We start from the raw sequence: 24,201 nt of genomic DNA, 5'->3' as shown, positions 1-24,201 counted from the left end.
ATTTTTCCTCTGAGCCTTACAAATGTGGCTAACATTTAATGCTTTTAAAATGTTGTATTTAATGCATATTTGTGATCGCTGTCATCCCGAAAATTAGACAATTCTGTCCTTCTGAATTTTATGTCCTGATTTTTTTGTTTGAAAAGTCAGTCAGATATCGAAATCGGGCATTACTAAAAACGCTGTGCCGGGCTTATTATCTCGTATTCCACATTGCATAACAGACCAATTTTGAGTAAGTTTGCACATATTTTTAGATAATTAAATGACAAGTAGAGAAATTCGTCAAGCCTTTTTAGACTTTTTTAAAAGTAAAGGGCATCAGATAGTACCTTCAGCACCAGTAGTTGTAAAAAATGATCCTACATTGATGTTTACCAATGCGGGGATGAACCAGTTCAAGGATTTATTCCTTGGAGAAGCGCCGATTAAATTTCCACGTGTCGCAGATACACAGCGTTGTCTGCGTGTTTCCGGCAAGCACAACGATTTGGAGGAAGTTGGTATCGATACCTACCACCATACTTTATTTGAGATGTTGGGAAATTGGAGTTTTGGGGATTATTTTAAGAAAGAAGCGATTGCCTGGGCCTGGGAACTATTGACCGAAGTGTATAAACTTGACAAGGATCGTTTATACGTGACAATTTTTGAGGGCGACTCAAGTGAAGGTTTAGACCGGGATATGGAGGCGTTTGATTTCTGGAAACAGTGGATCGCCGAAGATCGTATCCTGCTTGGTAATAAAAAAGACAATTTTTGGGAAATGGGGGAGACTGGCCCTTGTGGACCTTGTTCTGAAATCCATTTTGATATGCGTAGTGCAGAAGAGCGTGCAGAGGTTTCGGGACAAAGCTTGGTCAATGAAGACCATCCACAGGTAATTGAAATCTGGAACTTGGTCTTCATGCAATTCAATCGCCTGAAGGACGGCTCACTTCAAACTTTACCGGCTAAACATGTGGATACAGGTATGGGGTTTGAGCGTCTTGTCAGATGTATTCAAGGAAAAACCTCAAATTATGATACGGATGTTTTTACACCGACCATTGATTTTATTGCGGAAAAGTCAGGGATAAAATATGGTCTGGATGAGAAGACAGATATTGCAATGCGGGTGGTATCGGATCATATTCGTGCCGTTAGCTTCGCGATTGCAGATGGACAATTGCCATCGAATAACAAAGCAGGCTATGTCATCCGTCGCATTTTGCGTCGTGCGGTGCGTTATGCTTATACGTTCTTAGGATTTAAAACACCGTTTATTAATGAGCTTGTTCCAGTTTTGGCGGCCCAATTCAGTGGCGTGTTTGATGAATTGATCCAACAGCAGGATTTTGTGCAGAAAGTAATCCTAGAAGAAGAAGTTTCGTTTTTAAGAACTTTGTCCACAGGTGTACAGCGCTTCGAAAATTATGTGGAAGACCATCCTGTTATCAATGGTGATTTTGCATTTGAATTATATGATACATACGGCTTTCCGATCGATTTAACGGAATTATTGGCGCGTGAGAAAGGACTGTCTGTTGACATGGAGGGCTTTAAGCAGGCGCTTCAGATCCAAAAAGATCGCTCGCGTGCGGCAACAGCAATTGACACCGGAGACTGGATTCTTGTCAATGATGATGAGGGTTTTGAATTTGTTGGTTATGATACCTTGACTGCAAAAACAGAAATCGTAAAATACCGTAAAGTTGTCGCAAAAAATAAAGAGCAGTATCAATTGGTACTTTCCGTCAGTCCGTTTTATGCGGAAGGTGGCGGGCAGGTCGGTGATTCCGGAGAACTGGTCTCAGAAGAAACAGGTGAAAAGATTTATATTACAGATACCAAAAAGGAAAATGGAATTTTTGTTCATTTTACCAATAAATTGCCTCTGGATCTGAATGGCACCTTTGTTGCGCAGGTAGACGCTACCAAACGACTGGATACCGAGAATAATCACTCTGCAACGCACTTATTGCACGCTGCATTAAAACAAGTATTGGGTGCACATGTAAATCAAAAAGGTTCATTGGTTAATGCTGATATCCTGCGTTTTGATATTTCTCACTTTGCGAAGATGAGTGACGATGAGATCAAGCAGGTTGAAGACATCGTAAATGCTAAAATCCGTGAAAATATTCCATTGAAAGAAGAACGTAATGTGCCTTATCAACAAGCGTTGGATTCAGGTGTAACGGCATTGTTTGGAGAGAAATATGGTGATTTTGTGCGTGTGATCACTTTTGAAGATTCGTTCTCTAAAGAATTATGCGGTGGAACACATGTAAAAGCCACAGGTCAGATTGGATTCTTTAAGATTGTTTCTGAATCAGCTGTTGCGGCAGGTGTGCGTCGTATTGAAGCCATTACAGGTACGCGCGCTGCTGCAGTGATTCGTGAGCATTTTGAATTGGTACAGCATTTAAAAGAACTCATGAATAATCCAAAGGATTTTGTGTCAGCTTTGGGTAAGATCATCGACGAAAATGGTGCCCTAAAAAAAGAAATTGAAAAAAGCATTACCGAAAAATCTTTGGCTCTGAAATCTGATCTGGAAGCAAAGATCGAACAGGTTGGCGATATTAACTTCTTGGCAACATTGGTAGATCTTCCGAATGCAGAAGCGGTTAAGACCTTAGCGTATGCGTTGAAAGGCGCTGTTAATAACCTGTTTTTGGTTATTGGGGCGGAATTCGATGGCAAGCCAAGTCTGACAGTTGTGATTTCAGACGATTTAGCAAAAGAAAAAGGTTTAAACGCAAGCAATATCGTTCGTGATCTGGCAAAAGATATCCAAGGCGGCGGCGGCGGACAGCCATTCTTTGCAACAGCTGGTGGTAAAAATTCTGCCGGATTGAAAATGGCCATTGAACGTGCGAAGGAATTTTTAGGTTAAATTTGAGTTTTTAGACCGGAGACTTAAGTGCTTGTTGAATAAGCTTCAAGTGGAGCAGGGGTCTCCTCAAAATTCTATGATATGAAACTATCTTATTTATTCAAACCGGGTATAACGATTTCAAGAATTCGCTGCAGAGCAAATCATGAATGCGTCATTACAGGGAAAGGAATATATAGGATAGTTTTTTCTGTTTAAAAGGAAACCGAGTGCAATGACATTTATTTATAGATGGATCTGTAGCGCTCACAAAACGATATACAGATGAGAAAGGCAATTTTTTTAATAGTTGGCGTGGTTGGATTGATGTTCGGTTGCCAGAATAAAGAACAGTTTACTATTGAAGGAAATATAGAGAACCCAGGTAATATAAAAGTTGTTTCCTTGTACGAAGGGGATACCAAACTTGATTCGATGTTCTTTGGCGATAATAACAAATTTCAGTTTGTGCGTCAGGCAAGCCAATCAAGATTGTTGTCGCTGCGTGTCGGTAAAAATCGCTACGACCTGATCGCTTCTCCGGGTGAGACCATTTCATTCAAAGCGGATTTGCATAAGGATGTTAATGATTATCTTGTTGAAGGGTCTGAATTGTCGAAAACGATACAACCATTTGCCAGGGAAAGGAATCACCGTGATTATGTGCAAGATTCGCTACAGACTGTATTTTCTAAATTAACGGCAAATTCAACTGCTGACGAAATAGAAAAACTCCGTGCCGAATATAAAGCTAAATTCGCGAATGAGCTTCGGGAGTATACCCGCAAAGCGGTCGATTTTTCCGGTAAACATAATGATTTGGCTGGATTTTATGCGATCTCAACACTGGATCCAGAAGTGGCAGAGGCTGAGATTATTGCTTATGCTGATAAAATTAAAAATGAATTTACGGAAAATAGATATGTGACCCAGTTTAAAGAGGAAACTCAAAAGTTGAAGAAAATGGCTATTGGGCAGCCGGCGCCGGAGTTGATTTCCTTTACTCCCTCCAACAAGGAAGTGAAGTTGTCAAGCTTTAAGGGAAAGTATACGCTGGTTGACTTTTGGGCTTCCTGGTGTATGCCTTGTCGTCAGGAAAATCCAAATCTTGTCAAGCTATATAATGCTTATCACGCCAAAGGTTTCGATATCTTATCCGTTTCATTTGACGATAATCCCGGTTCATGGATGCGAGCTATTACAGACGATAAGCTGACTTGGACACATGTGTCTGATTTAAAGGCTTGGAGCTCACCGATAGTAGTTGATTACCGTGTGAAAGCTTTGCCTACATCTTATATCCTGGATCCAAATGGTATTATCATTGCAAAAAATCTTCGTGGTGAGGAGCTGGCTGATTTTTTGAAGAAAACAATTAAGTAATCAATGTGTTATTGTTAATTGAAATATTACTTAATGATTTGGTAACATTAGATTAACTGATTGTTATCATTTTGTTCATATTTTAGCAGAAAAATAAGACAAATGAGTTCTTCGAAACAAAAGATTTTAATTGTTGATGACGAAAAAGATATCTTGGATTTAATTGCATTCAACTTAAATCGTGAAGGTTATCAGGTCTCTACAGCGCAAAATGGGGAAGAGGCAATACAGGTTGCCAAACAGGTCAACCCGGACCTAATCATCCTGGATGTGATGATGCCCAAAATGGACGGTATTGAAGCTTGTCGCATTATGCGTGCTATGCCTGAATTCAAGAGTACCTTTATGGTATTTCTGACAGCTAGAAGCGAAGAATATTCAGAAATTGCGGGATTTCATGTTGGAGCGGACGATTATATCGCTAAGCCAATCAAGCCCCGCGCGCTAATGAGCCGTATCAATGCGATATTGAGACGAAATGCATCGGAAGAGTCTGATTCAACAGCCCAGGATAAAATCGAGATAGCTGATCTGGTTATCGACAGAGATTCATTCTTAGTTTACAAAGGAGAGCAAAAGATTGTGCTTGCCAAAAAAGAGTTTGAATTGCTTTACCTATTAGCTTCCAAACCCAATAAAGTCTTCACGAGAGAGCAGATTTTAAAAAGTATTTGGGAAGACTCGGTGGTTGTCACCAACCGGACAATCGATGTACATATCCGTAAACTTCGTGAAAAAATCGGTGATGATTATGTCACCACGGTAAAAGGTGTGGGGTACAAATTTGATAAAGAATAATAGAGGAGGCTTAGGCCTCTTTTTTATTGGCTTCTATTTTTTTGAGCTATCAAGGAGCCCATCCCCAATGAGCGCAAAGAAGCTTGCAGTCAAATTTTGCGGTTGTTAATGTTTGTGAAAACAGATAGATTTTATTTCAAGTTCGGATTTTTCCTTTGTTTAATAGCATGGATACGCTGACCGATCAAAATGGGCTTAGGGAACTCTTTGAACAGATAACTTGCTATCACGGCAACAAATCTTTACTTTTGACAGATACCAAAGTAAAAGATCAACATGTCATCTATTCTTATAAAATCTGCACAACTTGTTAACGAAGGTAAAGTTGAGACGGCTGATGTATATATCAGCAATGGTCGAATCGAAATGATCGCACAGGAGATAAACCATCCTGCGGATCAGGAAATCAATGCTGAGGGACTGCATATGTTTCCTGGATTAATTGATGATCAGGTTCATTTTAGAGAACCCGGATTAACCTATAAAGCGGATATATGGCATGAAAGTCGCGCTGCGGTCGCAGGTGGCACAACCTCTTTCATGGAGATGCCCAATACGGTTCCCAATACCTTGACGCAGGAATTGCTTCAGGATAAATACGATATTGCAGGAAAGAATGCATTAGCGAATTACTCATTTTTTATGGGGGCGGCTAACGATAACTTGGAGGAGGTATTGAAAACCAATCCACGTGATGTTTGTGGTATAAAGGTATTTATGGGGTCCTCGACTGGAAATATGTTGGTGGATAATGAAAAGGCTTTAGAAGGTATTTTTGCTAACGCTCCCACTTTAATCGCTACACACTGTGAGGACGAAGCAACGATCAAGGCTAATCTGGCAAGATTTAAAGATCAATATGGTGAAGATGGGTTGAAGATTGAGATGCACCCTTTGATCCGCTCTGAAGAGGCTTGTTACCTGTCTTCATCCAAGGCGGTGGAATTGGCCAAAAAGCATGATACAAGATTACACATTTTACATATATCAACAGCAAAGGAGATTGCGTTATTCAGGAATGATATTCCATTAAAGGACAAGAAAATCACTGCGGAAGCCTGTATCCATCACCTCTGGTTTTCTGATCAGGATTATGCAACAAAAGGAAATTTTATCAAGTGGAATCCAGCTGTTAAAACGGCCAATGACCGTGATCATATTCTGAAGGCAGTATTGGATGGACATATTGATGTAATTGCCACAGATCATGCCCCGCATACCATCGAGGAAAAAACACAGCCTTATGCTTCAGCTCCTAGCGGAGGCCCGCTGGTCCAACATGCTTTACAGGCCTTATTGGATATGGTTAAAGATGGTAAAATGACCTTGGAGCAACTGGTTCAGAAGTCTGCACATAATACAGCTACATTGTTTCAGGTGGAGGATCGGGGCTATATTCGCGAAGGATATTGGGCAGATCTTGTACTCGTGGATCTGAATAAACCCTATACCGTTTCAAAATCAAATATTCTTTCTAAATGCGGATGGTCTCCATTTGAAGGTCACACCTTTAGTTCAACTATTGAACATACCATTGTATCTGGTAAAGTCGCATTTTCCAAAGGTCAAATTATTGAGAAAGGTGCTGGAGAGCGTCTGTTGTTCAATAGATAAGTTCGCGTAGTATGGAGAAAAGGGCTTTTATAAAATCAATTGCTTTGGGCGCACTGGCTATTCCGGCATTGGCGGCAGGGCACTCGACAGAAATGGCCGCGGAGCTAGCAGGGCCAGCTTCTTTGTTGGCAAGGAAGCTACAGCTTGGGGATACGATCGGCTTGATAACTCCAGCGGGTGTATTGGATGACGAAGAGTCGATCATTATTGCACGTGAGATCTTTGAAACATTGGGTTTTAAAGTGAAAGAGGGAAAACATATCCGTAGCCGTTACGGTAATTTGGCGGGAACAGATCAGGAACGTATTGCGGATCTACATGATATGTTTGCTGATAAGATTGTCAAAGCAATTGTCTGTGTCAGGGGAGGCTCAGGAACTTCCCGCCTCCTGGACAGACTTGATTATAAGATGATTGCTCAAAATCCCAAAATTTTGTTGGGTTATTCGGATATAACAGCCTTAATTCTGGCTTTGTATGCGAAGACCGGACTTGTTACTTTCCATGGCGCGGTCGGTATAAGCACATGGACGAAGAAGCTGGCAGAGGCTTTTAATGCGCAATTTATAGCGAATACGCCCGCGGTATTTGAAAATCCCAAATCAAAGGGGGATAATATCGTACAGACCAAAGACCGGATTGCCACAATTTTTCCCGGTACTGTCGATGGCGTGCTGCTTGGTGGAAATATGACGGTATTGACCGGATTATGTGGTTCGGCCTATCTACCCGATTTTAAGGATAAGATCCTTTTTATTGAGGAGGTGGACGAAGATATGGAGCGTGTTGACAGGATGTTTTGTCAGTTGAAAAATGCAGGAATATTAGCTGTGATCAAAGGTTTTATTTTTGGCAAATGTACCAATTGTAAACCATCGGGCGGCTATGGTTCGGTCACATTGGATCAACTATTCAATGACTATATCAGGCCCTTAAACGTGCCCGCTTATAGCGGTGCTGTCATTGGACATATCGCAGAGCAATTTATCCTTCCGGTAGGTGCAAAGGTGAGAATGGATGCATCACAAGGGACGATTACTTTACTTGGGGCAGCCTTAAAAGATTAACATGAATTTGGTCAAAGAAGATTTCATCAGAGCCTTTTCTTTGTATGAAGAAAAGGCTTTAAGGTATAGACGATTTAAACATGCTGATATCTTGCCTCTTTTGCAGGGTAAAGAGATCAGTAAGCGATTTACCATTGAAGAAATTGGACGGTCAGTCGAGGATCGTTCAATTTTTAAATTGAAATATGGGCAGGGGGCGATCAAGGTACTACTGTGGTCGCAGATGCATGGTGACGAGCCTACAGCGACAATGGCGCTATTTGACCTGTTTAATTTCTTTAACGGGGAGGCGGATGGTTTTGATGCTTTTCGAAAGGTGATAGCGGAGAAACTGACTTTATATTTTATTCCGATGTTGAATCCCGATGGTGCAGAACGTTATCAGCGGAGAACGGCGATGGATGTCGATATGAATCGCGATGCGCGTGCTGTTGCAACGGTGGAAGGTGCCCTGTTGAAAGAGCAGGCAATGTTACTGGAACCCAATTTTGCGTTCAATCTCCACAATCAAAATAATTATTACAATATTCCCGGTACGGCAACCCCGGTTACAATTTCCTTATTGGCCCCCGCATATGATTATGCCAGAAGCGTGAATGAGGTTAGGGCGGATGCCATGCGGGTAATCGTCGGAATAAATAAAATCTTACAGGAATTCATTCCAAATGCTGTCGCCAAGTATGATGACGAGCATACTCCACGTGGTTTTGGAGACAATTTTCAAAAATGGGGAGCGAGTACCATTCTCATTGAGTCAGGAGCTTTTGCAGGCGATACGGAGAAACTGGAGGTCCGAAAATATAATTTCATTGCGTTGTTGAAGGCTTTTCAGGAAATTGCCTCGGGATCTTATTCGGTACATGATATTGCTGATTACAACGCGATTCCTTTTAATGATGAAAAGCTTCATGATGTTTTGATCCGGAACCTATCTATCGAAAGAAATGGTAAAAAGATGCTCGTGGATGTAGGTATTCGACAAAATGAAAAAACTGTAGTTGATGACTATTATGTTGAAGGCTTGATTGAAGACATTGGCGACCTGCAGGACTTTTATGGATACACCGATCTTGATGTCGAAGGACTCCAATTTATTCCCGCAAAATTGTATTCGGAGCGGATATTTTCACTGGCGAAATTAAGTCCGTCAAATGTAGTTAAACTGTTGAAACAGGGTTTTGCAGCAATAAGGGTTTCAGATAAGGTTGACGCCGGGATGATGCATTCCTTTCCGATACAGATCCTGACGGATACCCATTTTGAAAGTAGAATGAGCCCGCTGATAGGGGATGATGCAGATTTTTTTATCGGATCTGACAGTGAAATACGATACGCTTTGGTCAATGGTTACTTGATTGATTTAAAGGTAGAAATGGATGGCAAATTCAAAAATAGTATTTTATAAGAATAAATCCATTTTTATAATATTTTAAAAGGAAACTATCTAAAAAAATAAATCTTATAGATCTCAATATTTGGAAAGAGATTGTAGGGGATAGGAGTCAAATTAAATGATAAAGCGGGGCTGCCCCGGTAGGACAGCCCCGCTTTAATATCTAATGATTTAGTAACTCGGGTTTTGTTGATTTGCGATAGCTGGATTCGCATTCATTTCATCCAGGGAAATTGGAAGAATCGTTTTGAAAAACGTTCGGTCTATAGTCTTTGGTCTATTGGTGGTACTTATATTACCAAGATCATCGTCAAATGTGATCGACTTATTCCAGCGCATCATATCGAAGAATCGGTGACCTTCACCCAAGAGCTCTTTGCTTCTTTCATCAGCTATCATATCGAAAGTAACTGTATTAGAGGTTGCCGCATCCAATTTGGGAGATCTTTGACGAATAGCATTCAAATAGCTTGCTGCAAGGTTTTTGTCTGGAGAAGATTTCAATAATGCGGATTCAGCAGCGATGAGGTAAATTTCTGATAGGCGGATGACTTTGATATTTACAGCAGTGCTATTTGACGTTGAATTTTTGTCTCCGGCAAGAGTGGTGCTTCCGCTATACTTATATAAAGCACCCAGATGCGTGCTGCCGACCTCATCGGATCCCATTACTCCCCATCTAACATCCGTGTCGTCAGTTTTAAGTTTCGTTAGGAATGGGTCTGCGGCGATAAAATTTCCCAAAATAGCCGCACTTCCATGTCCTTTTCTGCGAAACATCGCCCCAAGAGAATTGACACCTGCATCGGCTTCATTAGGATAAACACCAAGTTCAAGAATTGATTCTGTACCAAACATGCTAGTCCAGGATTTTACCCAATCTGCGTTGCTGTATAAGGTATACACTTTGGAGTCAATTATTTCCTGGGCAGCTTTTAATGCATTATCATAATCGTTCATATAGAGATAGACGCGCGCCTGCAATGCCTTATTGGCAAAATAGTTGATATATCCGTTTGCTTTTGACTTAGACAGTAAGCTCTCTGAGTCCTTAAGATCTTGCAGGATCTGCTTGTAATTTTCTTCGACGGAGACGCGTTTTTCCTGCGCGTTGTATTCAAGTACTTTCGTGACATTGGGAATACCTAAGGATGACTTCTCCATATTATATGGCTTGCCATATAATCTCACCAGGTCAAAATTAATTAATGCCCTAGCTGTTAATGCTTGTCCTTTATAGGAAGCAAAATCTTCCGTTGAACCGGCTTTGACCAGTTTATCTATACCTGCTAGGAGATTATTAATTTGTACCAGTGAGTGGAATCCTTGGATCCAAATGTTCGCATAGGGATTGGATGATGCAGAATGATTAAATACGTATAAGTAGTCGTAACCACGTCCTTGCGAGGCGATCGTAAAGTCACCACCTTTTGCATCCGCATAAAGTGGGAAATTTCTACCATAATAATCAACATTTGCCATTTTGCTCATTAATCCATTCATAATAACTTTCGCGTCGGCTGCAGTTTGTATGGAAGTATTGGAATCTCCCATGTTTGTAGGAGTGACGTCCAGAAAATTACTACAGGAGCTAATTGCTAAAGATATAGAGATGCACGAGGCGATAAAAAGCTTTTTCATATTACTGTTTTTTGTCCATTAAAAACTAAATTCAACACCGAAAGTGTATGTTTTTGCCAGTGGTGTTTCCCAGCCACGGGTGCCAAATTGATTCACCTCAGGATCCATGTATTTATACTTGGAAAGCGTGAGCAAATTACTGCCATTAAAATATAGTCTGGCATTTGAAATTCCGGCTCGGCTCAATAAGGTATTTGGTAGTCTATAGCTTAAGGATATGTTTTTTAGTCTGATATAAGAGGCGTCAAATAATTGTCTACTACTGATCTGATTAACATCTTCTAGATCCCGACCAGTTATCATGGGATAAGTTCCACCCGTGTTGGATGGTGACCAAGAATCTTCAACGAAGTATTCGGAATGAATCCGTTCCCAATAATACCCATCATCTGCAACATCTTTTGATGTAGCATCGTACAGTTTGCCGCCTATCTTGTAGGCAAAGTTTAATCCCAATGCAAAGTTTTTATAGTCGATATCCGAATTTATGCCACCATATAATTTAGGATTGGCATTTCCAATAATTGTCTGCTTAGCATTTTTATAATTATAAGTTGCCGCTTTTCCATTAAACATGAATTCACCAGCCGTACCATCATTGGTATACCATACATTTTTTCCGTTGGTTTGGTCTGTGCCAGCCCATTCCAGCCCAAAGAAAGACAAGGAAGATTCACCTTCACGGTATACATACCTCGACCTATTATCTCCACCGGTAGGGTCAAACCAAACAATATCCTGACCACCGTATAGTTTTGTTACTTTCGATGAAATAAACGTAGCATTGGCACTTAAAGTCCATTTCCAATTTTCATTTTTAACAATATCTGAGCCTAATTCAATTTCTAAGCCTTTGTTGTTCATCTCACCCACATTTCTCAGGATGGACTTAAAACCGGTGATTGTGGATATCGGAACATCCTGTAGTAGACTTTTTGAATCCCTATTGAAATATTCGAGTGTGCCAAAAAGTTTGTTGTTAAATAGCCCGAACTCCAATGCGATATTGGTCTGGTAATTTAGTTCCCAGGCGACGTCGGGATTACCCAGGTTATTTAATCCACCTCCGGGTTGTGTCATATATTTATTGGAATAACTGGTCAGATTTCTCCAGGCATAGTTACTTGTCGGTAAAGTTCCGTTCGTTCCATAAGAACCTCTTAGCCTCAGACTATTGATTTGTTCAGTCTCCTTGATAAAAGATTCTTTTGCCAAGTTCCATGAAGCTGCGATCGACCAAAAATTACCCCAACGCGGACCAGGCCCTAATCGTGATGCTCCATCTCTTCTGAAGGAAGCTGAGGCAAAATACCGTTCATCAAAATTATATTCAGCTCTGGATAAAATGGACATCATGTTGAAGCCCTCTGAATGTGCAGCGGCATCCAAAATACCTGCAGTAGTGACTGTGTGCAGTGATGAGGACGGAAGATCTTTACCTGTGGCACGAATAAAGTCTGTGGTGTTTTTTTCAGCTTCTAACCCCGCTAATAAATTCAAATTGTGTAGCCCGAAGCTTTTATTATAATTGGCCGTTGTTGATGAGACCAATTTCTGAATGGAGGTGGAAACTTCGGTGACACGACCATTGTCTGCCATACCGTTATAATGTTTGGCACTATAATAAATATGGTCTTTAACCTCTGTATTATCGTAAGAGAAAATCGTCTTCAGGGTTAATTCTGGTAAGAGCTTTAAAGTCAGTGATTCTATGGCGGAAATTTTACTTGTTTTTGATGAGTTCTCCCATTGTTTGTTGTAATACAACGGGTTATAAGCAAGACTTCCATAGCGGGCGGTATATTCTTTACCTGTTTTATAATCGGTTGGCCAATACATCTGCCATAATAGATTGCGCGTTTGATACAGGTAATTTGTTCCTGTATTTCGCGTATCGTTCATGCCGACTAATTTGTTCTTTGCGTAGTTGATATTGGATCCGAATTCTAGGTATTTTCCGATTTTCTGTGTCAGATTGACCCTTCCATTAATGCGGTCAAAATTATTTTCAATAATTCTGCTTTTATCTTGCGTATAGTTCAACGATGCATAGTAGTTTGTCTTCTCTGTTGCCCCGCTGACGGATATATCGTTGGTATTGAATATACCTGTTCTAAATAATGCTTTATTCCAATCGTAATATTTTCCGTCCCGGTTTTCCATTCCGTCAGTTTTTCCGGAAATATGGACATTCTCCCATTGAGATGTGCCATCGGTACTAAATTGGTAGCCATGGATACCAAATCCATAGGCAGGGTTTGGCTTGCCATAATTTGCAGAGTTGGGATTCCATTCCAATGAATTCAAGCGGTTGAGCGTATTCTTGTTTGCTTGTTCTGCTGTCTGACCTGATGCGATACGAGAATCATAGAGGATACTATAGAGCATATTGATCTGATCTTGTACAGAAGCAGGTTCATTATTTTTTGTGGCCCAGGATGGGCTTATGCCGATGGAGGATTTGACATTGATCTTTGGAGCTCCATTTTTACCTTTTTTTGTTGTAATGATGATGACCCCATTGGCGGCCCGAGATCCATATAAGGAGGATGCAGCGGCATCTTTCAGTACGGAGATGGATTCGATATCACTTGGGTTCAATGTACTCATTACATTGTTTGTATTGACGATGTAATCTCCCATTTGCCCAACACTTCCAGAGACGACGGGGACACCGTCGATCACATATAGCGGGTCGTTGGACGCGTTCATTGACCCAATTCCTCGGATACGTATGGCTGAGGTAGCTCCCGCCTGACCCGAACCATTTGATAGTTGCAAACCAGCGACCCGTCCAGTTAATGCTTTTTCAAAAGATGTGACCGGTTGTTTATCTATCGCATCAGATTTTACCTGTGCAGCTGAGCCTGTATAGGTGCTTTTTTTTGCTGTACCATAGGCAACGACGATCACCTCATCCAAGGCCTGTTCATTACCAACAAGCGTAACACTGATTGTTTTCCGGCCATTGACCTGGACTTCCTGGGAATTGTATCCGACCGCAGATAGGAGCAGTGTGGCATTGGAATTTGCACTGAGTGTAAATAAACCTTGTTCGTTGGTTGATGTTCCCTGAGTGGATCCTTTAACATTGATGGTAACTCCACTGATGGGATTTCCATTACTGTCGGTGATTTTTCCAGCAATCTGAATCTGTTGTGCATATAGAGACTGCATCGAGCTACAGGCTATGAGACACAACGTTGTGAGTACATGTGGTTTCATATGGAAATTATTTGTCTTTTAAAGGCCATATGGAATATCTTGCTGAATTGCATCGGAGAGTGCGCTGTTTCAAACATGGATATTTCATAAAAGGTGTGAATTGATTAATTTAGTTTGTTAATATTTTGGTAAATCGGTTGTTGCTCGCAATTCCGATCGAAATTCAATGCAATGTTTTTCTTTAAGACAAAAACATTGCATTGAATGTAATGTTATTTTCTTGAAATTCCAATTCCAGGACGGTTCGGTAAGATGCAGTTGCCGTTGACTACCATCATCCCGTCATAGATATCGTTATCGATCAGCAGCGCCCCATCTAAATCTGCCCAATCGGTCAAAGCTGCCAATTGTGCCGCTGCACTGATGGCGCATGAGGTTTCGGTCATACAACCGATCATTACTTTCATTTCGAGTGAACGTGCAAGTTCGGCCATTCGTTTGGCTTCACGCATGCCGGTACATTTCATCAGTTTGATGTTAATGCCACTGTAGACGCCTTTTAAAGCCGGTACATCAATCAATCGTTGGCAGCCCTCATCGGCAATAGTCGGTATGGGACTACGTTCGGTCAGCCAGGCATTATCGTCGAGCTGTTCTTTGGGCATGGGCTGCTCGAGGAACACAACATTTCGTTCTGCTAACCAATGTGCCATTTCCAAAGCTTCTTCCCGTGTTTTCCAGCCCTGATTGACATCTGCACATAAGGGGCGGTCTGTTACTTGACGAATAGTCTCGATGATCATTTTATCGGTATCCAGCCCCAATTTTACTTTTAGAATCTTAAACTGATCCGCTTCCGCGACCTTTTTCCGGATCATATCTTCCGTATCGATACCGATAGTGTAGGAAGTTGGGGGGATAAGCTCAGGGTTTAGTCCCCATATTTTATAGAAAGGCTGGCCCATCATTTTACCGAGCACATCATGCAGTGCAATATCGATAGCTGCTTTGGCTGCGGTATTTTTAGCGGCTACCTGATCTACATAATGCAAAATCTCCTCGGTTTGGAAAGGGGAGTTGAATGCCGACAAATCAAGTTGATTTAAGAAAGTAATCACACTTTCCTGTGATTCACCAAGGTATGGCGGCATGCTGGCTTCTCCATAACCTATAATGCCGTCGTACTCCAATTCCGTCAATACGACGGGTGTTGTACTTCGGCTGTAGGAAGCAACAGTGAAAACATGTCGCAATGTTAACGTATATGGACGGAACCGTAACTTAAAAGCCCCAAAGTCTTTGCTGATCCATTCAGATTGGTTGCTCATCTCGATTTATTTGTTGATATAATAATTGTTTTCAGCGATTTTTTGAATTGCACTATCTTTGGCTCCAAGGTAACGGCGGGCTGCTACTACAGTACGCGTTTGGAAGTCGTCGTAATCTGGCGAATCTTTTAGCATACTGTTTATCCGGACTAATCCTGCAGCGTGAATAAAGGTACCATTACCAATATAAAGGGCTACATGGGTTACCCGCGCGTTAGGGTTACTGTTTTTTCCAGCGGCAAAAAATAACAGGTCCGCTGGTTTAAGGTTTTTAAGTGCTTTGTCCGGGTCAAAATGGCCCTCACCGTCAAGGATATCGATCTTTTCGCCTGCCAGTACCTGCTGGGAGGCATCTCTAGGGATGACAAAACCATTCATAAAGAAACTTGTCTTGGTAAAGCCACTGCAATCGACTCCTTTAACGGATGTTCCACCCCATAAGTAAGGTAGTCCCAACATCGTTTTTGCACTTGCGATAATATTTTCCGCGGTGGGACGGCGTGAGTCCAACCAGCTTTTTAGCGTTAGGCTTTCAGTTTTTTTGATATAAGCTTTTCGGCCATCGGGATAAGCAACCGCATAAAAATTGCCTTTCTGTCCTGTTAATTTTAAAATATCGCCATAAACCAGATCAGATACCCGCTGGCTCTTCTCATCACTTTCGGCATAAGATTTCCCAAATTCAGCTGTGTAGATCAGTTTGTCTGCTTGCCTCCAGCTGTCTATTTCGGTTTTGTCCATTACGGCTATTGATGAGCTTGGTATCCAAGCAATGTAGCCATCAGGTGTCCGCACGCGATATTCGCCACTTTTTTTCTGTAGCAGATCGACCTGTGTACCCAATAACACCTGGCTTGTGAGCTCAGCAGCATTATCAGGGAAGGTGCGCATGTTGGCAACCGATAGTTTTATGACTCCGGTAGTTTTGCCTTCGACACTCGCATCAGGCAATAGTTGGATTTGGATATCGGCGGCTATTTCTTTTGCTTTTTGTTCCAGCACGAACTTCGCATCTTTTTCGGTGGTCTCGAGGATATATTGATTTTGTGGGATATCCGCTTTTTGGATAGCTACAATTTTTGTTCTGCGATCTGGTGCAAATTCACGTTTTACGTTTTCTTGCAATTCTTTGATTTTGAAATATGTGGTGGAATCTACTTGCTGTGCATGGCCATGACTTGAGCCAATAAGACTTGCACAGGCTAAAATCGCAAATTTTAGTGTGTTTTTCATGCTGATTAGTTTGTTTCTAAAGATAGGATTAATTCACAATATAATGTAATTTTTATTGTCGATTTTTAAGTGATTTGAATATTATGTTGCTAAAAAACGAATCTTTAGGCTTAATTTTAATTAATTTGTCCATTTGCTAAAACCATTTTGTATAATTGTTCATTGATAGTGAATGATTGGATTTATGAGACATTTCTACTTAAGTAGTGAAGTTTTAAGACGAAGGCTAGACTATTTTTCTGTCGTTACCTACGCCAAAAAGTAGATCAAGTGGGCTGTTGCGTATTTTTGGATGGTGGGACGTTAAGTGGATCAAGCACGCGGAGGGGTAAGATGAGAGGGGATAATATGCTTGTATCGTAGGCATGTGATTTATCCTGTTTGTGTGTTACGAGGCTCCAATAGGGCTATGGTCTGTCTTTAGAATTTCATCGCGATGAATACATCATTTCTGTTGATGGAAATCAGAAAATAATATATCCATGCTTGGATGCTAGCATGCGATCAAGGGGATATAAAAAGATAAATAATTTACATATGAGTTCTAGACGTAATTTTATTAAGCAAGGTTTTATGGCGGCTACCGCTATAGGTACTTTGAGTGCATTCGATACAAAAGGGTTGGCGATTGCATCTAGTGTCAAGGTGAAGAAATATCCTATCGTGATATCTACATGGGATTTTGGGATTGCGGCCAATAAAGCGGCATGGGAGATTCTATCGAAAGGGGGGAAAGCCCTTGATGCCGTTGAGAAGGGGGTGCGCGTACCTGAAGCGGACCTGAAAAATATGACTGTAGGTAAAGGTGGTTATCCGGATCGCGATGGACACGTGACCTTAGATGCCTGTATTATGGATGCTGATGGCAATTGTGGTGCTGTCGCGGGCATGGAAAAAATCGGACATCCCATTTCTGTCGCGCGTTTGGTGATGGAGAAAACACCGCATGTCATGCTTGTTGGTGAAGGTGCATTACAATTTGCGTTAGAAAACGGCTTTCAGGAGGAAAACTTATTGACGCCGGAAGGGGAGAAAGCCTGGAAAGAATGGTTAAAGGAGAAGAAATACAAGCCTGTCGTGAATATCGAAAATAAAACTTTTGCTGCGGAGCGTCTCCCCGGCAATCAATACAATCACGATACCATAGGTATGTTGGCCTTGGACGCGGAGGGAAATATCTCTGGGGCCTGTACTACCAGTGGAATGGCATTTAAGATGCACGGCCGGGTAGGGGATAGTCCGATTATTGGAGCTGGCCTCTATGTGGATAATGAAGTTGGCGGGGCTACCTCGACCGGTGTAGGTGAAGAAGTTATTCGAAATGTTGGTAGCTTTTTGGTGGTCGAATTAATGCGTCAGGGGTATTCGCCCGAAGATGCCTGCAAGGAAGCGGTGATGCGTATCGTGAAGAAAAAGCCCGCAATTGCCAAAGAGATACAAGTTGGATTTTTGGCGATCAATAAAAAAGGTGAGTATGGAGCTTTTGCTTTGCAGGAGGGATTTTCGTATGCTGTCTGTGACAGTAAGCAGCAGGATCTTTTGATCAAAGGAAAACATTATTATTAGTAATTAGATATGAGATTGGAGGTTCCTAATCCTTTGCGCTTTGTCGTTTTTCCGGATGCAAATTTGCATATAAGTAATAAATGTCGTCTTTGGAAAAGAAAGACGGTAGCTATTATGTCACGAGGGTAGAGAAGTAAAGTCTAAATACTTGCTATTCAATAGGCAGTACTTAATTTAGAATACACGTTGAGTTTTGAGTATTAAATTTAATATTGATTATCTTTGTATAGGCGTTGTTTAAGTGAAAAAATAGAATAACACTATGCCGCCGGCTTAGTAAAGTCTAAATACTAACTACTCAATACGCAATACTTAATACAATAAAAATATGAAAGCAACATTTGGAGGTGGATGTTTCTGGTGCACGGAAGTAATTTTCCAGAATACCGAGGGAGTGACATCCGTATTACCTGGATATATGGGTGGTCATGTAGATCATCCTACCTATGAGCAGGTCTGTACAGGTACAACCGATCACGTGGAAGTGGTGGAGTTGGAATACGATGATGAACTGGTCAATTATGAGGACCTGTTGAAAATTTTCTTCAAGACACATAATCCGACAACATTGAACCGTCAAGGGAACGATGTGGGCACACAATATCGTTCTGTGGTATTTTTTCACAATGAAGAACAGGAGATTTTGGCGAAAAACTTTATTGATGAATTGGAAAATGAAGCTGTCTACGAGGATCCGATTGTCACAGCCGTAGAACCGGCGTCAACGTTTTGGCTGGCTGAAGACTATCATCATAATTATTTCAATGATCATCCTGAGAATCCGTTCTGTTCGGTGGTCATTGCACCGAAACTTCAAAAATTCTTGAAAGAATTTAAAGCTTAAAAGCTTTATTGCAGGAACTTGGTGCCTGCGCGCAGCGAATTGATGCTGTGTATTTAACAGAGGGCCGGAGGATTGAAACAAGGTCTTGATTACCTTTGAGAACGACCTGCGATCTACAATAATATAAAAAGGCTCGAATATCATATTCGAGCCTTTCTTATAGGGATTACTTATGGAGAAAGCTTATTAAAACATTTCCATTTGTCCATTGTCATCAATTTGGATGTCGTCAGGATTGGTAATCTCTAACTTGATATCATCTTCTTTTTTATTGTCGGATGCATCCGTGGAGGCTTGGGGCGTTGATGTCTCAGACTTTGTTTCATCCGATTTGGCCTCTCCATCCACAGAAGCAACTTCGGCTTTTTCCTTTCCTTTTTCACTTAGATCCTCATCCGCAGTGATCAAAGTGACAGATTTTACGGTATGAAAAGACAGGCGGTTGCCCTGTGCCTTTATCCCTTTGACATCGATGATCTCAGTCAATGGTTGCTCCAGTGTTTCCTCTGTTTGGGATTTGCCTTTTAAAATATCTAATTTGACCGTTGGCTCTGCAGCATTGCTTATAAGTATTAACTTTGAACCGGGTTCCTCATTGATAAACGAAATACGTTTACCGATAGGTTGGTCGTCAAATTTAAAGCGTTTGACGAAATAGGTTCCGCTTTTGCCATCTTGATGCACAACGGTATAAATGTGTTCCGGATAGAATTTCTCAATACGGATCATTTTTTCATCAAAGTGGTTGCTCAGATCGAAGTTCGATAGCTCGTAACTACCATCAGAAAGTACCACCAATATTTTATCATCACCATCAAATTCTCCTAGGTACTGACCACGTTCATCGGCGTTGAGACGTTTCATGATGCTGTCGTACCAGATTTTTCGTCCAGCAAGGGTTGAAATACCAGAGCTTTTGAACGTAATTTTCTTGACGGGGTATTTGGAAACGATATTTCCCTGAGATGCGCGACCTTTAATAGCAATCTCGGCGAAATCCATGTCGAAATTCAATTTGCGTAATTTCGTGTGTGGTTTAAGCTGTATATTGACCACTTCGGCCTCGCCATTTGGATTAGCTGTGAAGTATAAAACTTTTGATCCTTTTGATCCTTTTGATACATCGTATTCCTTATCACGGGTCACGCCCACTACAGAGAAACGTTTAATATAACTTGTGCCGGTTTCACCTTCTTTATAGATGACATTGTATATGGTTCGTTCGTCACCTTTTTTAAAGACCGCTACATGAATAATTCCTTTTCCGACAAATACCTTATCCTGAATCTTACTGACGACATATTTGCCGTCTTCGCGGAAGACGATAATATCGTCGATATCCGAGCAATCGCAGACGAACTCATCTTTCTTCATTCCTGAACCGATGAATCCTTCTTCTCGGTTGACATATAGTTTGGTATTGGCTAGCGCGACCTGTGTAGCTTCCACCTTATCAAAGATGCGTAACTCGGTCTTACGCTCGCGATCTTTACTATATTTTTCGCGTAGTTTTTCATACCATGCAATGGCATATTCCGTCAATTGACGTAGGTTCCGCTTAACCTCTTTGATCTCATTTTCGAGGGTCTTCATCGTTTCGTCCGATTTTTTAACATCGAAACGCGTAATGCTGCTCATCGGTTTATCGATCAATTTTTTATAATCTTCCGGAAGAATCTCGCGATAAAACTGTTCAAAGAATGGTTCAAACAAGCGATTTAAAACCTGTACGACCGTGTCAAAGTCACCGGCATTTTCATAATCGGCATGTTTGTACATCCCTTCCTGGATGAATATTTTTAATAAACTATTGAAGAAGATTTTTTCCTGAAGATCATTTAAACGGATCTCCAGTTCCCGCTTCAATAGATTTTTGGTGTTTTTGGTGTTTTCAATCAAGATGTCATTGACACTCATAAAATGAGGTTTTTCATCTTTGATGACACAGGTATTTGGCGAAATCGAAACCTCACAGGCTGTGAATGCATATAGTGCATCGATCGTTACGTCAGGCGATATTCCGGGCGCTAAGTGTACGATGATTTCAACATTTCCAGCAGTGTTATCTTCGATTTTCTTGATTTTGATTTTGCCTTTTTCATTTGCCGTTACGACACTTTCGATAAGTCCACCAGTGGTTGTACCAAAAGGAATCTCGGTGATAGCCAAAGTTTTTTTATCCCGCTCCTCGATTTTAGCGCGTACGCGGATTTTTCCACCACGTTGACCTTCATTGTAATTAGATACATCGGCCATACCGCCTGTAGGAAAATCGGGAAGAATATTCGGACGTTCACCATTCAGTGCCTGAATTGAGCCATCGATAAGTTCAATAAAGTTGTGCGGCATAATTTTGGTCGCCAAACCTACAGCAATACCTTCGGCTCCCTGTGCCAGAAGCAATGGAAATTTAACCGGTAATGTGACCGGCTCGCGGTTACGTCCGTCGTAGCTCAGTTGCCATTCCGTCGTTTCGGGATTGAAGACAACCTCATTGGCAAATTTCGAAAGTCGACCCTCGATATAACGTGGGGCTGCAGCCGAATCACCGGTAATGGGGAAACCCCAGTTTCCCTGGCAATCGATCAGCAGATCCTTTTGTCCTAATTGTACCATTGCATCACCGATGGAAGCATCTCCATGCGGGTGATATTTCATGGTGTTACCAATTACATTGGCAGCTTTATTATAGCGTCCATCATCCATTTCCTTTAGGGAATGGAGAATACGACGTTGTACGGGTTTCAAACCGTCATTTATATGGGGTACAGCTCTATCCAAGATTACGTAGGACGCATAATCCAAAAACCAGTTCTCGTAAAGTCCCGATAAAGGTATTGTCTGACTTCCACCCTCTGTTTTTTCTGCTCCTAATTCTCCTTGGTTATCTTCCGTTGGGAAGTTTGTTTCGTCACTCATTTACTCAGCAATAGATTAAATTGTACAATACAGAAATGTTCGAAATTTTATTTTATTCGAACGTGTAAAAATACAAAACCATTTTGTTTTATCCCAGTGAAACTATAAAAAGTTAAAAAAATTAGCTTTTAAAACTAACATAATTAGCTTTGTTTGGGCTGCTCGATCAGGTCATACCAATAACAGCGGATATTCCAACGCTCGAAATCAAACTCTTCGGTGACCTTAAAACCCACTTTTTCCAACACATGTCTTGATCCTTTGTTTTCAATATGGGTGATGGCATGGAGCTCAAAATGAGTCAGGTGCTCGCGATAATACTGCATACATGCCAAGGCAGCTTCGGTAGCATATCCTTTGCCCCAGGATTCTACCCTGAAACGATAGCCGAGATCCAGGAATCCGATACGACCGTTTTCCAGTTCATCAATATATTTAAATCCCGTCCACCCGATCCACTGATTACTTGATTTTTCAATAACTCCCAATCGGCCGATACCGTACTTTTCATATTGCTGCTGGATGAGAGCGATCGCTTTTTCCATTTCTTCGATGGTTTGAACTGGTTCTTTATTGAGGAAGGTATGCACCTCAGCCTGCGAATCCATTGCAAAAAAATAGTCCTTATCGTCTAGGCTTATCGGACGGATGATTAGACGTTCGGTTTCTAGTGTTGGTAGGTATTTTTCCATCTTATTTGTTTTAGGTTTTACTGGGCTTTAAAGCCACAGTTTATCGATGTCTTTTTTCAATATTTTTTCCTTCATTTCTTCTTCAAAATCGCCAAAATGTTCTTTTTTGACCGTTTTACTGATCCGGCCTGCTTCGATTACCAGGATTTCATCGCAAGTATCCTTTAAGGTAGAAAATATATGCGAGGAGATCAGAACGGTTTTGTTCATGGCTTTTAGGCGCAGTATAATTTCGGTTAGGATAATGCTGCTTTGGAGATCTATTCCATTAAAAGGTTCATCCAGAATATAGAAGCTGTTGTCCTGGAGTAAGGTTGCTGTCAACGCCAGTTTCTTTTTCATCCCTGTAGAATAGGAACTCGCATACTCTTTTAATGGTAGCTCGAAGATATTTCTTTCATCGATATTATGGATACTTTTCCCCCGGGCATCAGTAAGGAGATAGATATACTCTTCACCTGTCAGTTTTGACAAGAAATAAGGATCTGATGTCAGATAACCTAGATGGTTCTTAAGTGGCTCTAAGTTCGCATTGATCTGCCCTGAAGTTGTTTCCAGACCTGCAATACAACGAAATAAGGTTGTTTTTCCGGCACCGTTTTCACCAACGATACCATAGACTTTTCCATCCTCAAAAGTAAAGGTTAACTCATGCAAGACCTGATATTGGCCGAAAGATTTGCTGATATGAATAAGCTCGATCATAAATAGTTATTTAGATTTTTGAGGGCTTTAAAATAATAGAAAGGAAATAAGGCCAATATCAAGGGATAGAAGCTAAAACATAATAACAGTGCAAATCCCTCGGGGAAATTGATCTCCCGAGGATAAGCGACATATTTTAACGTAATCGCAAAAGGGAGTAGAAATAGTATACCACCCAAAACAATTAATGCATTAAGCCATCCGGATGAAAAAACAACGGCATATATCAGCAGAAGCGGGAAAACAAATAAAAAACATTGCAGTAATCCACGTCTAAATTTACCCAAGAGAAATCCAATAGGCCTTTGCCGGTTGTTCCAAAGATAAAATTGCGGTTCCGGCACCTGATAATAGAACACACAGGTTAATGCGATACCAGCTACACAAAACAGAACCAGGTTGGGATTCAGGACATAGAAGCCTATTGCTGCCAAAATGTACAGCACAAGAATCAGCAGATAACTTCTGCGGAAACCGATAATAAATTCAAAAGGTTTTTTTGTAAATGGCGTGGGGATGGATTGACCAAAGGCCTTAAAGATCAAAAAAGCGAACACAATAGCCAGGGTAATCAGTGCACCTGCATATATCCATAGCTTTAGAAGGAGTAAAATAATAAAAGAAGGTACTACCAGGATGCCATTTTCCAATAATCTGATTTTGTGAAAATCTCTTTTACGAAAGGTATTTTTTAGAAAATCGTTTCTGTTTTTTTCGGTCAGCAGAAAGAGTAACTGGAAATTGCTCAATAGTACGGTATAGCTTCCAAAAACCGGGTATTGTAGCATGAGGTAATAGGTAAGATAGCAGATCCCTATTAATAAAAACGGTGCAATCACTATCGGGAGGCCAGTTGCTTTAAAATGGCGAGTCAACAATTTATATTGGAGCTTTAAATAGTTGTTTATCATTTGCTATCTGCTAATAAATAGTCCTGCAAGTAATGTTATCGAGACCTTTTTGGCCTACTAATTATAATAGATTTGATGATTT

At 41.0% G+C, this 24,201-nt stretch carries 16 protein-coding genes; 8 read left to right on the top strand and 8 right to left on the bottom strand.

Annotated elements, in window-relative coordinates; genetic code table 11:
• Positions 1-265: 265 nt before the first annotated feature.
• The 6 genes from alaS (at position 266) to ACK8HY_RS08770 (ending at position 9,127) form a co-directional block, all read left to right on the top strand.
• Positions 266-2,881: an alanine--tRNA ligase gene (alaS, locus tag ACK8HY_RS08795; protein ID WP_416133379.1), complete on the top strand. Its 2,616-nt coding sequence runs from the start codon at positions 266-268 to the stop codon at positions 2,879-2,881.
• A gap of 264 nt (positions 2,882-3,145) precedes the next feature.
• The gene (locus ACK8HY_RS08790) at positions 3,146-4,243 is read left to right on the top strand and encodes a TlpA disulfide reductase family protein (RefSeq protein WP_077438356.1); all 1,098 of its coding nucleotides are present in this window, start codon (positions 3,146-3,148) and stop codon (positions 4,241-4,243) included.
• Positions 4,244-4,345: 102 nt separating this feature from the next.
• Positions 4,346-5,041 carry a response regulator transcription factor gene (locus tag ACK8HY_RS08785; RefSeq protein ID WP_077438355.1) on the top strand — a complete coding sequence of 232 codons (696 nt, stop codon included), beginning with the start codon at positions 4,346-4,348 and terminating at the stop codon, positions 5,039-5,041.
• A 276-nt stretch (positions 5,042-5,317) separates the two neighbouring features.
• Positions 5,318-6,655 carry a dihydroorotase gene (locus tag ACK8HY_RS08780; protein ID WP_416133378.1) on the top strand — a complete coding sequence of 446 codons (1,338 nt, stop codon included), beginning with the start codon at positions 5,318-5,320 and terminating at the stop codon, positions 6,653-6,655.
• 11 nt (positions 6,656-6,666) lie between these two features.
• Positions 6,667-7,722 (top strand): S66 peptidase family protein, encoded by a 1,056-nt coding sequence (locus tag ACK8HY_RS08775; protein WP_077438353.1) that lies wholly within the window; start codon positions 6,667-6,669, stop codon positions 7,720-7,722.
• 1 nt (position 7,723) lies between these two features.
• Positions 7,724-9,127, top strand: a complete 1,404-nt coding sequence (locus tag ACK8HY_RS08770; RefSeq protein ID WP_077438352.1) for a M14 family zinc carboxypeptidase — start codon at positions 7,724-7,726, stop codon at positions 9,125-9,127.
• A 159-nt stretch (positions 9,128-9,286) separates the two neighbouring features.
• Here ACK8HY_RS08770 and ACK8HY_RS08765 read toward each other — a convergent pair whose 3' ends face one another.
• The 4 genes from ACK8HY_RS08765 to ACK8HY_RS08750 all read right to left on the bottom strand — a co-directional run bounded on the left by ACK8HY_RS08765 (position 9,287) and on the right by ACK8HY_RS08750 (position 16,482).
• Entirely contained in the window at positions 9,287-10,756 is a 1,470-nt protein-coding gene (locus tag ACK8HY_RS08765; RefSeq protein WP_077438351.1) for a RagB/SusD family nutrient uptake outer membrane protein, read from the bottom strand.
• Between the two features lie 18 nt (positions 10,757-10,774).
• Positions 10,775-13,981 carry a SusC/RagA family TonB-linked outer membrane protein gene (locus tag ACK8HY_RS08760; protein ID WP_416133377.1) on the bottom strand — a complete coding sequence of 1,069 codons (3,207 nt, stop codon included), beginning with the start codon at positions 13,979-13,981 and terminating at the stop codon, positions 10,775-10,777.
• Positions 13,982-14,193: 212 nt separating this feature from the next.
• A complete protein-coding gene (locus tag ACK8HY_RS08755; RefSeq protein WP_077438349.1) occupies positions 14,194-15,249 on the bottom strand; it encodes a dipeptide epimerase in 1,056 nt (351 codons plus the stop codon).
• A 6-nt stretch (positions 15,250-15,255) separates the two neighbouring features.
• Complete coding sequence (locus ACK8HY_RS08750) at positions 15,256-16,482, bottom strand: C40 family peptidase (RefSeq protein ID WP_077438348.1); 1,227 nt, start codon at positions 16,480-16,482, stop codon at positions 15,256-15,258.
• A 537-nt stretch (positions 16,483-17,019) separates the two neighbouring features.
• On the opposite strand from ACK8HY_RS08750, the gene ACK8HY_RS08745 reads away from it, so the two are divergent.
• Together ACK8HY_RS08745 and msrA are read left to right on the top strand one after the other, a co-directional pair.
• The gene (locus tag ACK8HY_RS08745) at positions 17,020-18,048 is read left to right on the top strand and encodes a N(4)-(beta-N-acetylglucosaminyl)-L-asparaginase (RefSeq protein ID WP_077438347.1); all 1,029 of its coding nucleotides are present in this window, start codon (positions 17,020-17,022) and stop codon (positions 18,046-18,048) included.
• 328 nt (positions 18,049-18,376) lie between these two features.
• Positions 18,377-18,892: a peptide-methionine (S)-S-oxide reductase MsrA gene (gene msrA, locus ACK8HY_RS08740; protein WP_077438346.1), complete on the top strand. Its 516-nt coding sequence runs from the start codon at positions 18,377-18,379 to the stop codon at positions 18,890-18,892.
• A gap of 186 nt (positions 18,893-19,078) precedes the next feature.
• Here the strand turns inward: msrA and ACK8HY_RS08735 are convergent, their stop codons facing one another.
• The 4 genes from ACK8HY_RS08735 to ACK8HY_RS08720 form a co-directional block, all read right to left on the bottom strand.
• Complete coding sequence (locus ACK8HY_RS08735) at positions 19,079-21,811, bottom strand: DNA gyrase/topoisomerase IV subunit A (RefSeq protein ID WP_077438345.1); 2,733 nt, start codon at positions 21,809-21,811, stop codon at positions 19,079-19,081.
• 143 nt (positions 21,812-21,954) lie between these two features.
• A complete protein-coding gene (locus ACK8HY_RS08730) occupies positions 21,955-22,503 on the bottom strand; it encodes a GNAT family N-acetyltransferase (RefSeq protein WP_077438344.1) in 549 nt (182 codons plus the stop codon).
• Positions 22,504-22,530: 27 nt separating this feature from the next.
• Positions 22,531-23,208: an ATP-binding cassette domain-containing protein gene (locus ACK8HY_RS08725; protein WP_416133376.1), complete on the bottom strand. Its 678-nt coding sequence runs from the start codon at positions 23,206-23,208 to the stop codon at positions 22,531-22,533.
• Positions 23,205-24,119 carry a hypothetical protein gene (locus ACK8HY_RS08720; RefSeq protein WP_139351234.1) on the bottom strand — a complete coding sequence of 305 codons (915 nt, stop codon included), beginning with the start codon at positions 24,117-24,119 and terminating at the stop codon, positions 23,205-23,207. Before ACK8HY_RS08720 ends, ACK8HY_RS08725 begins: the two co-directional genes overlap by 4 nt.
• Positions 24,120-24,201: the final 82 nt, after the last annotated feature.

The sequence above is a fragment of the Sphingobacterium sp. NGMCC 1.201703 genome, assembly GCF_047784615.1.
GTDB lineage: Bacteria > Bacteroidota > Bacteroidia > Sphingobacteriales > Sphingobacteriaceae > Sphingobacterium.
Note: the sequence above shows the minus strand (reverse complement) of the source record. Positions and strands in the feature narration are given on the sequence as shown.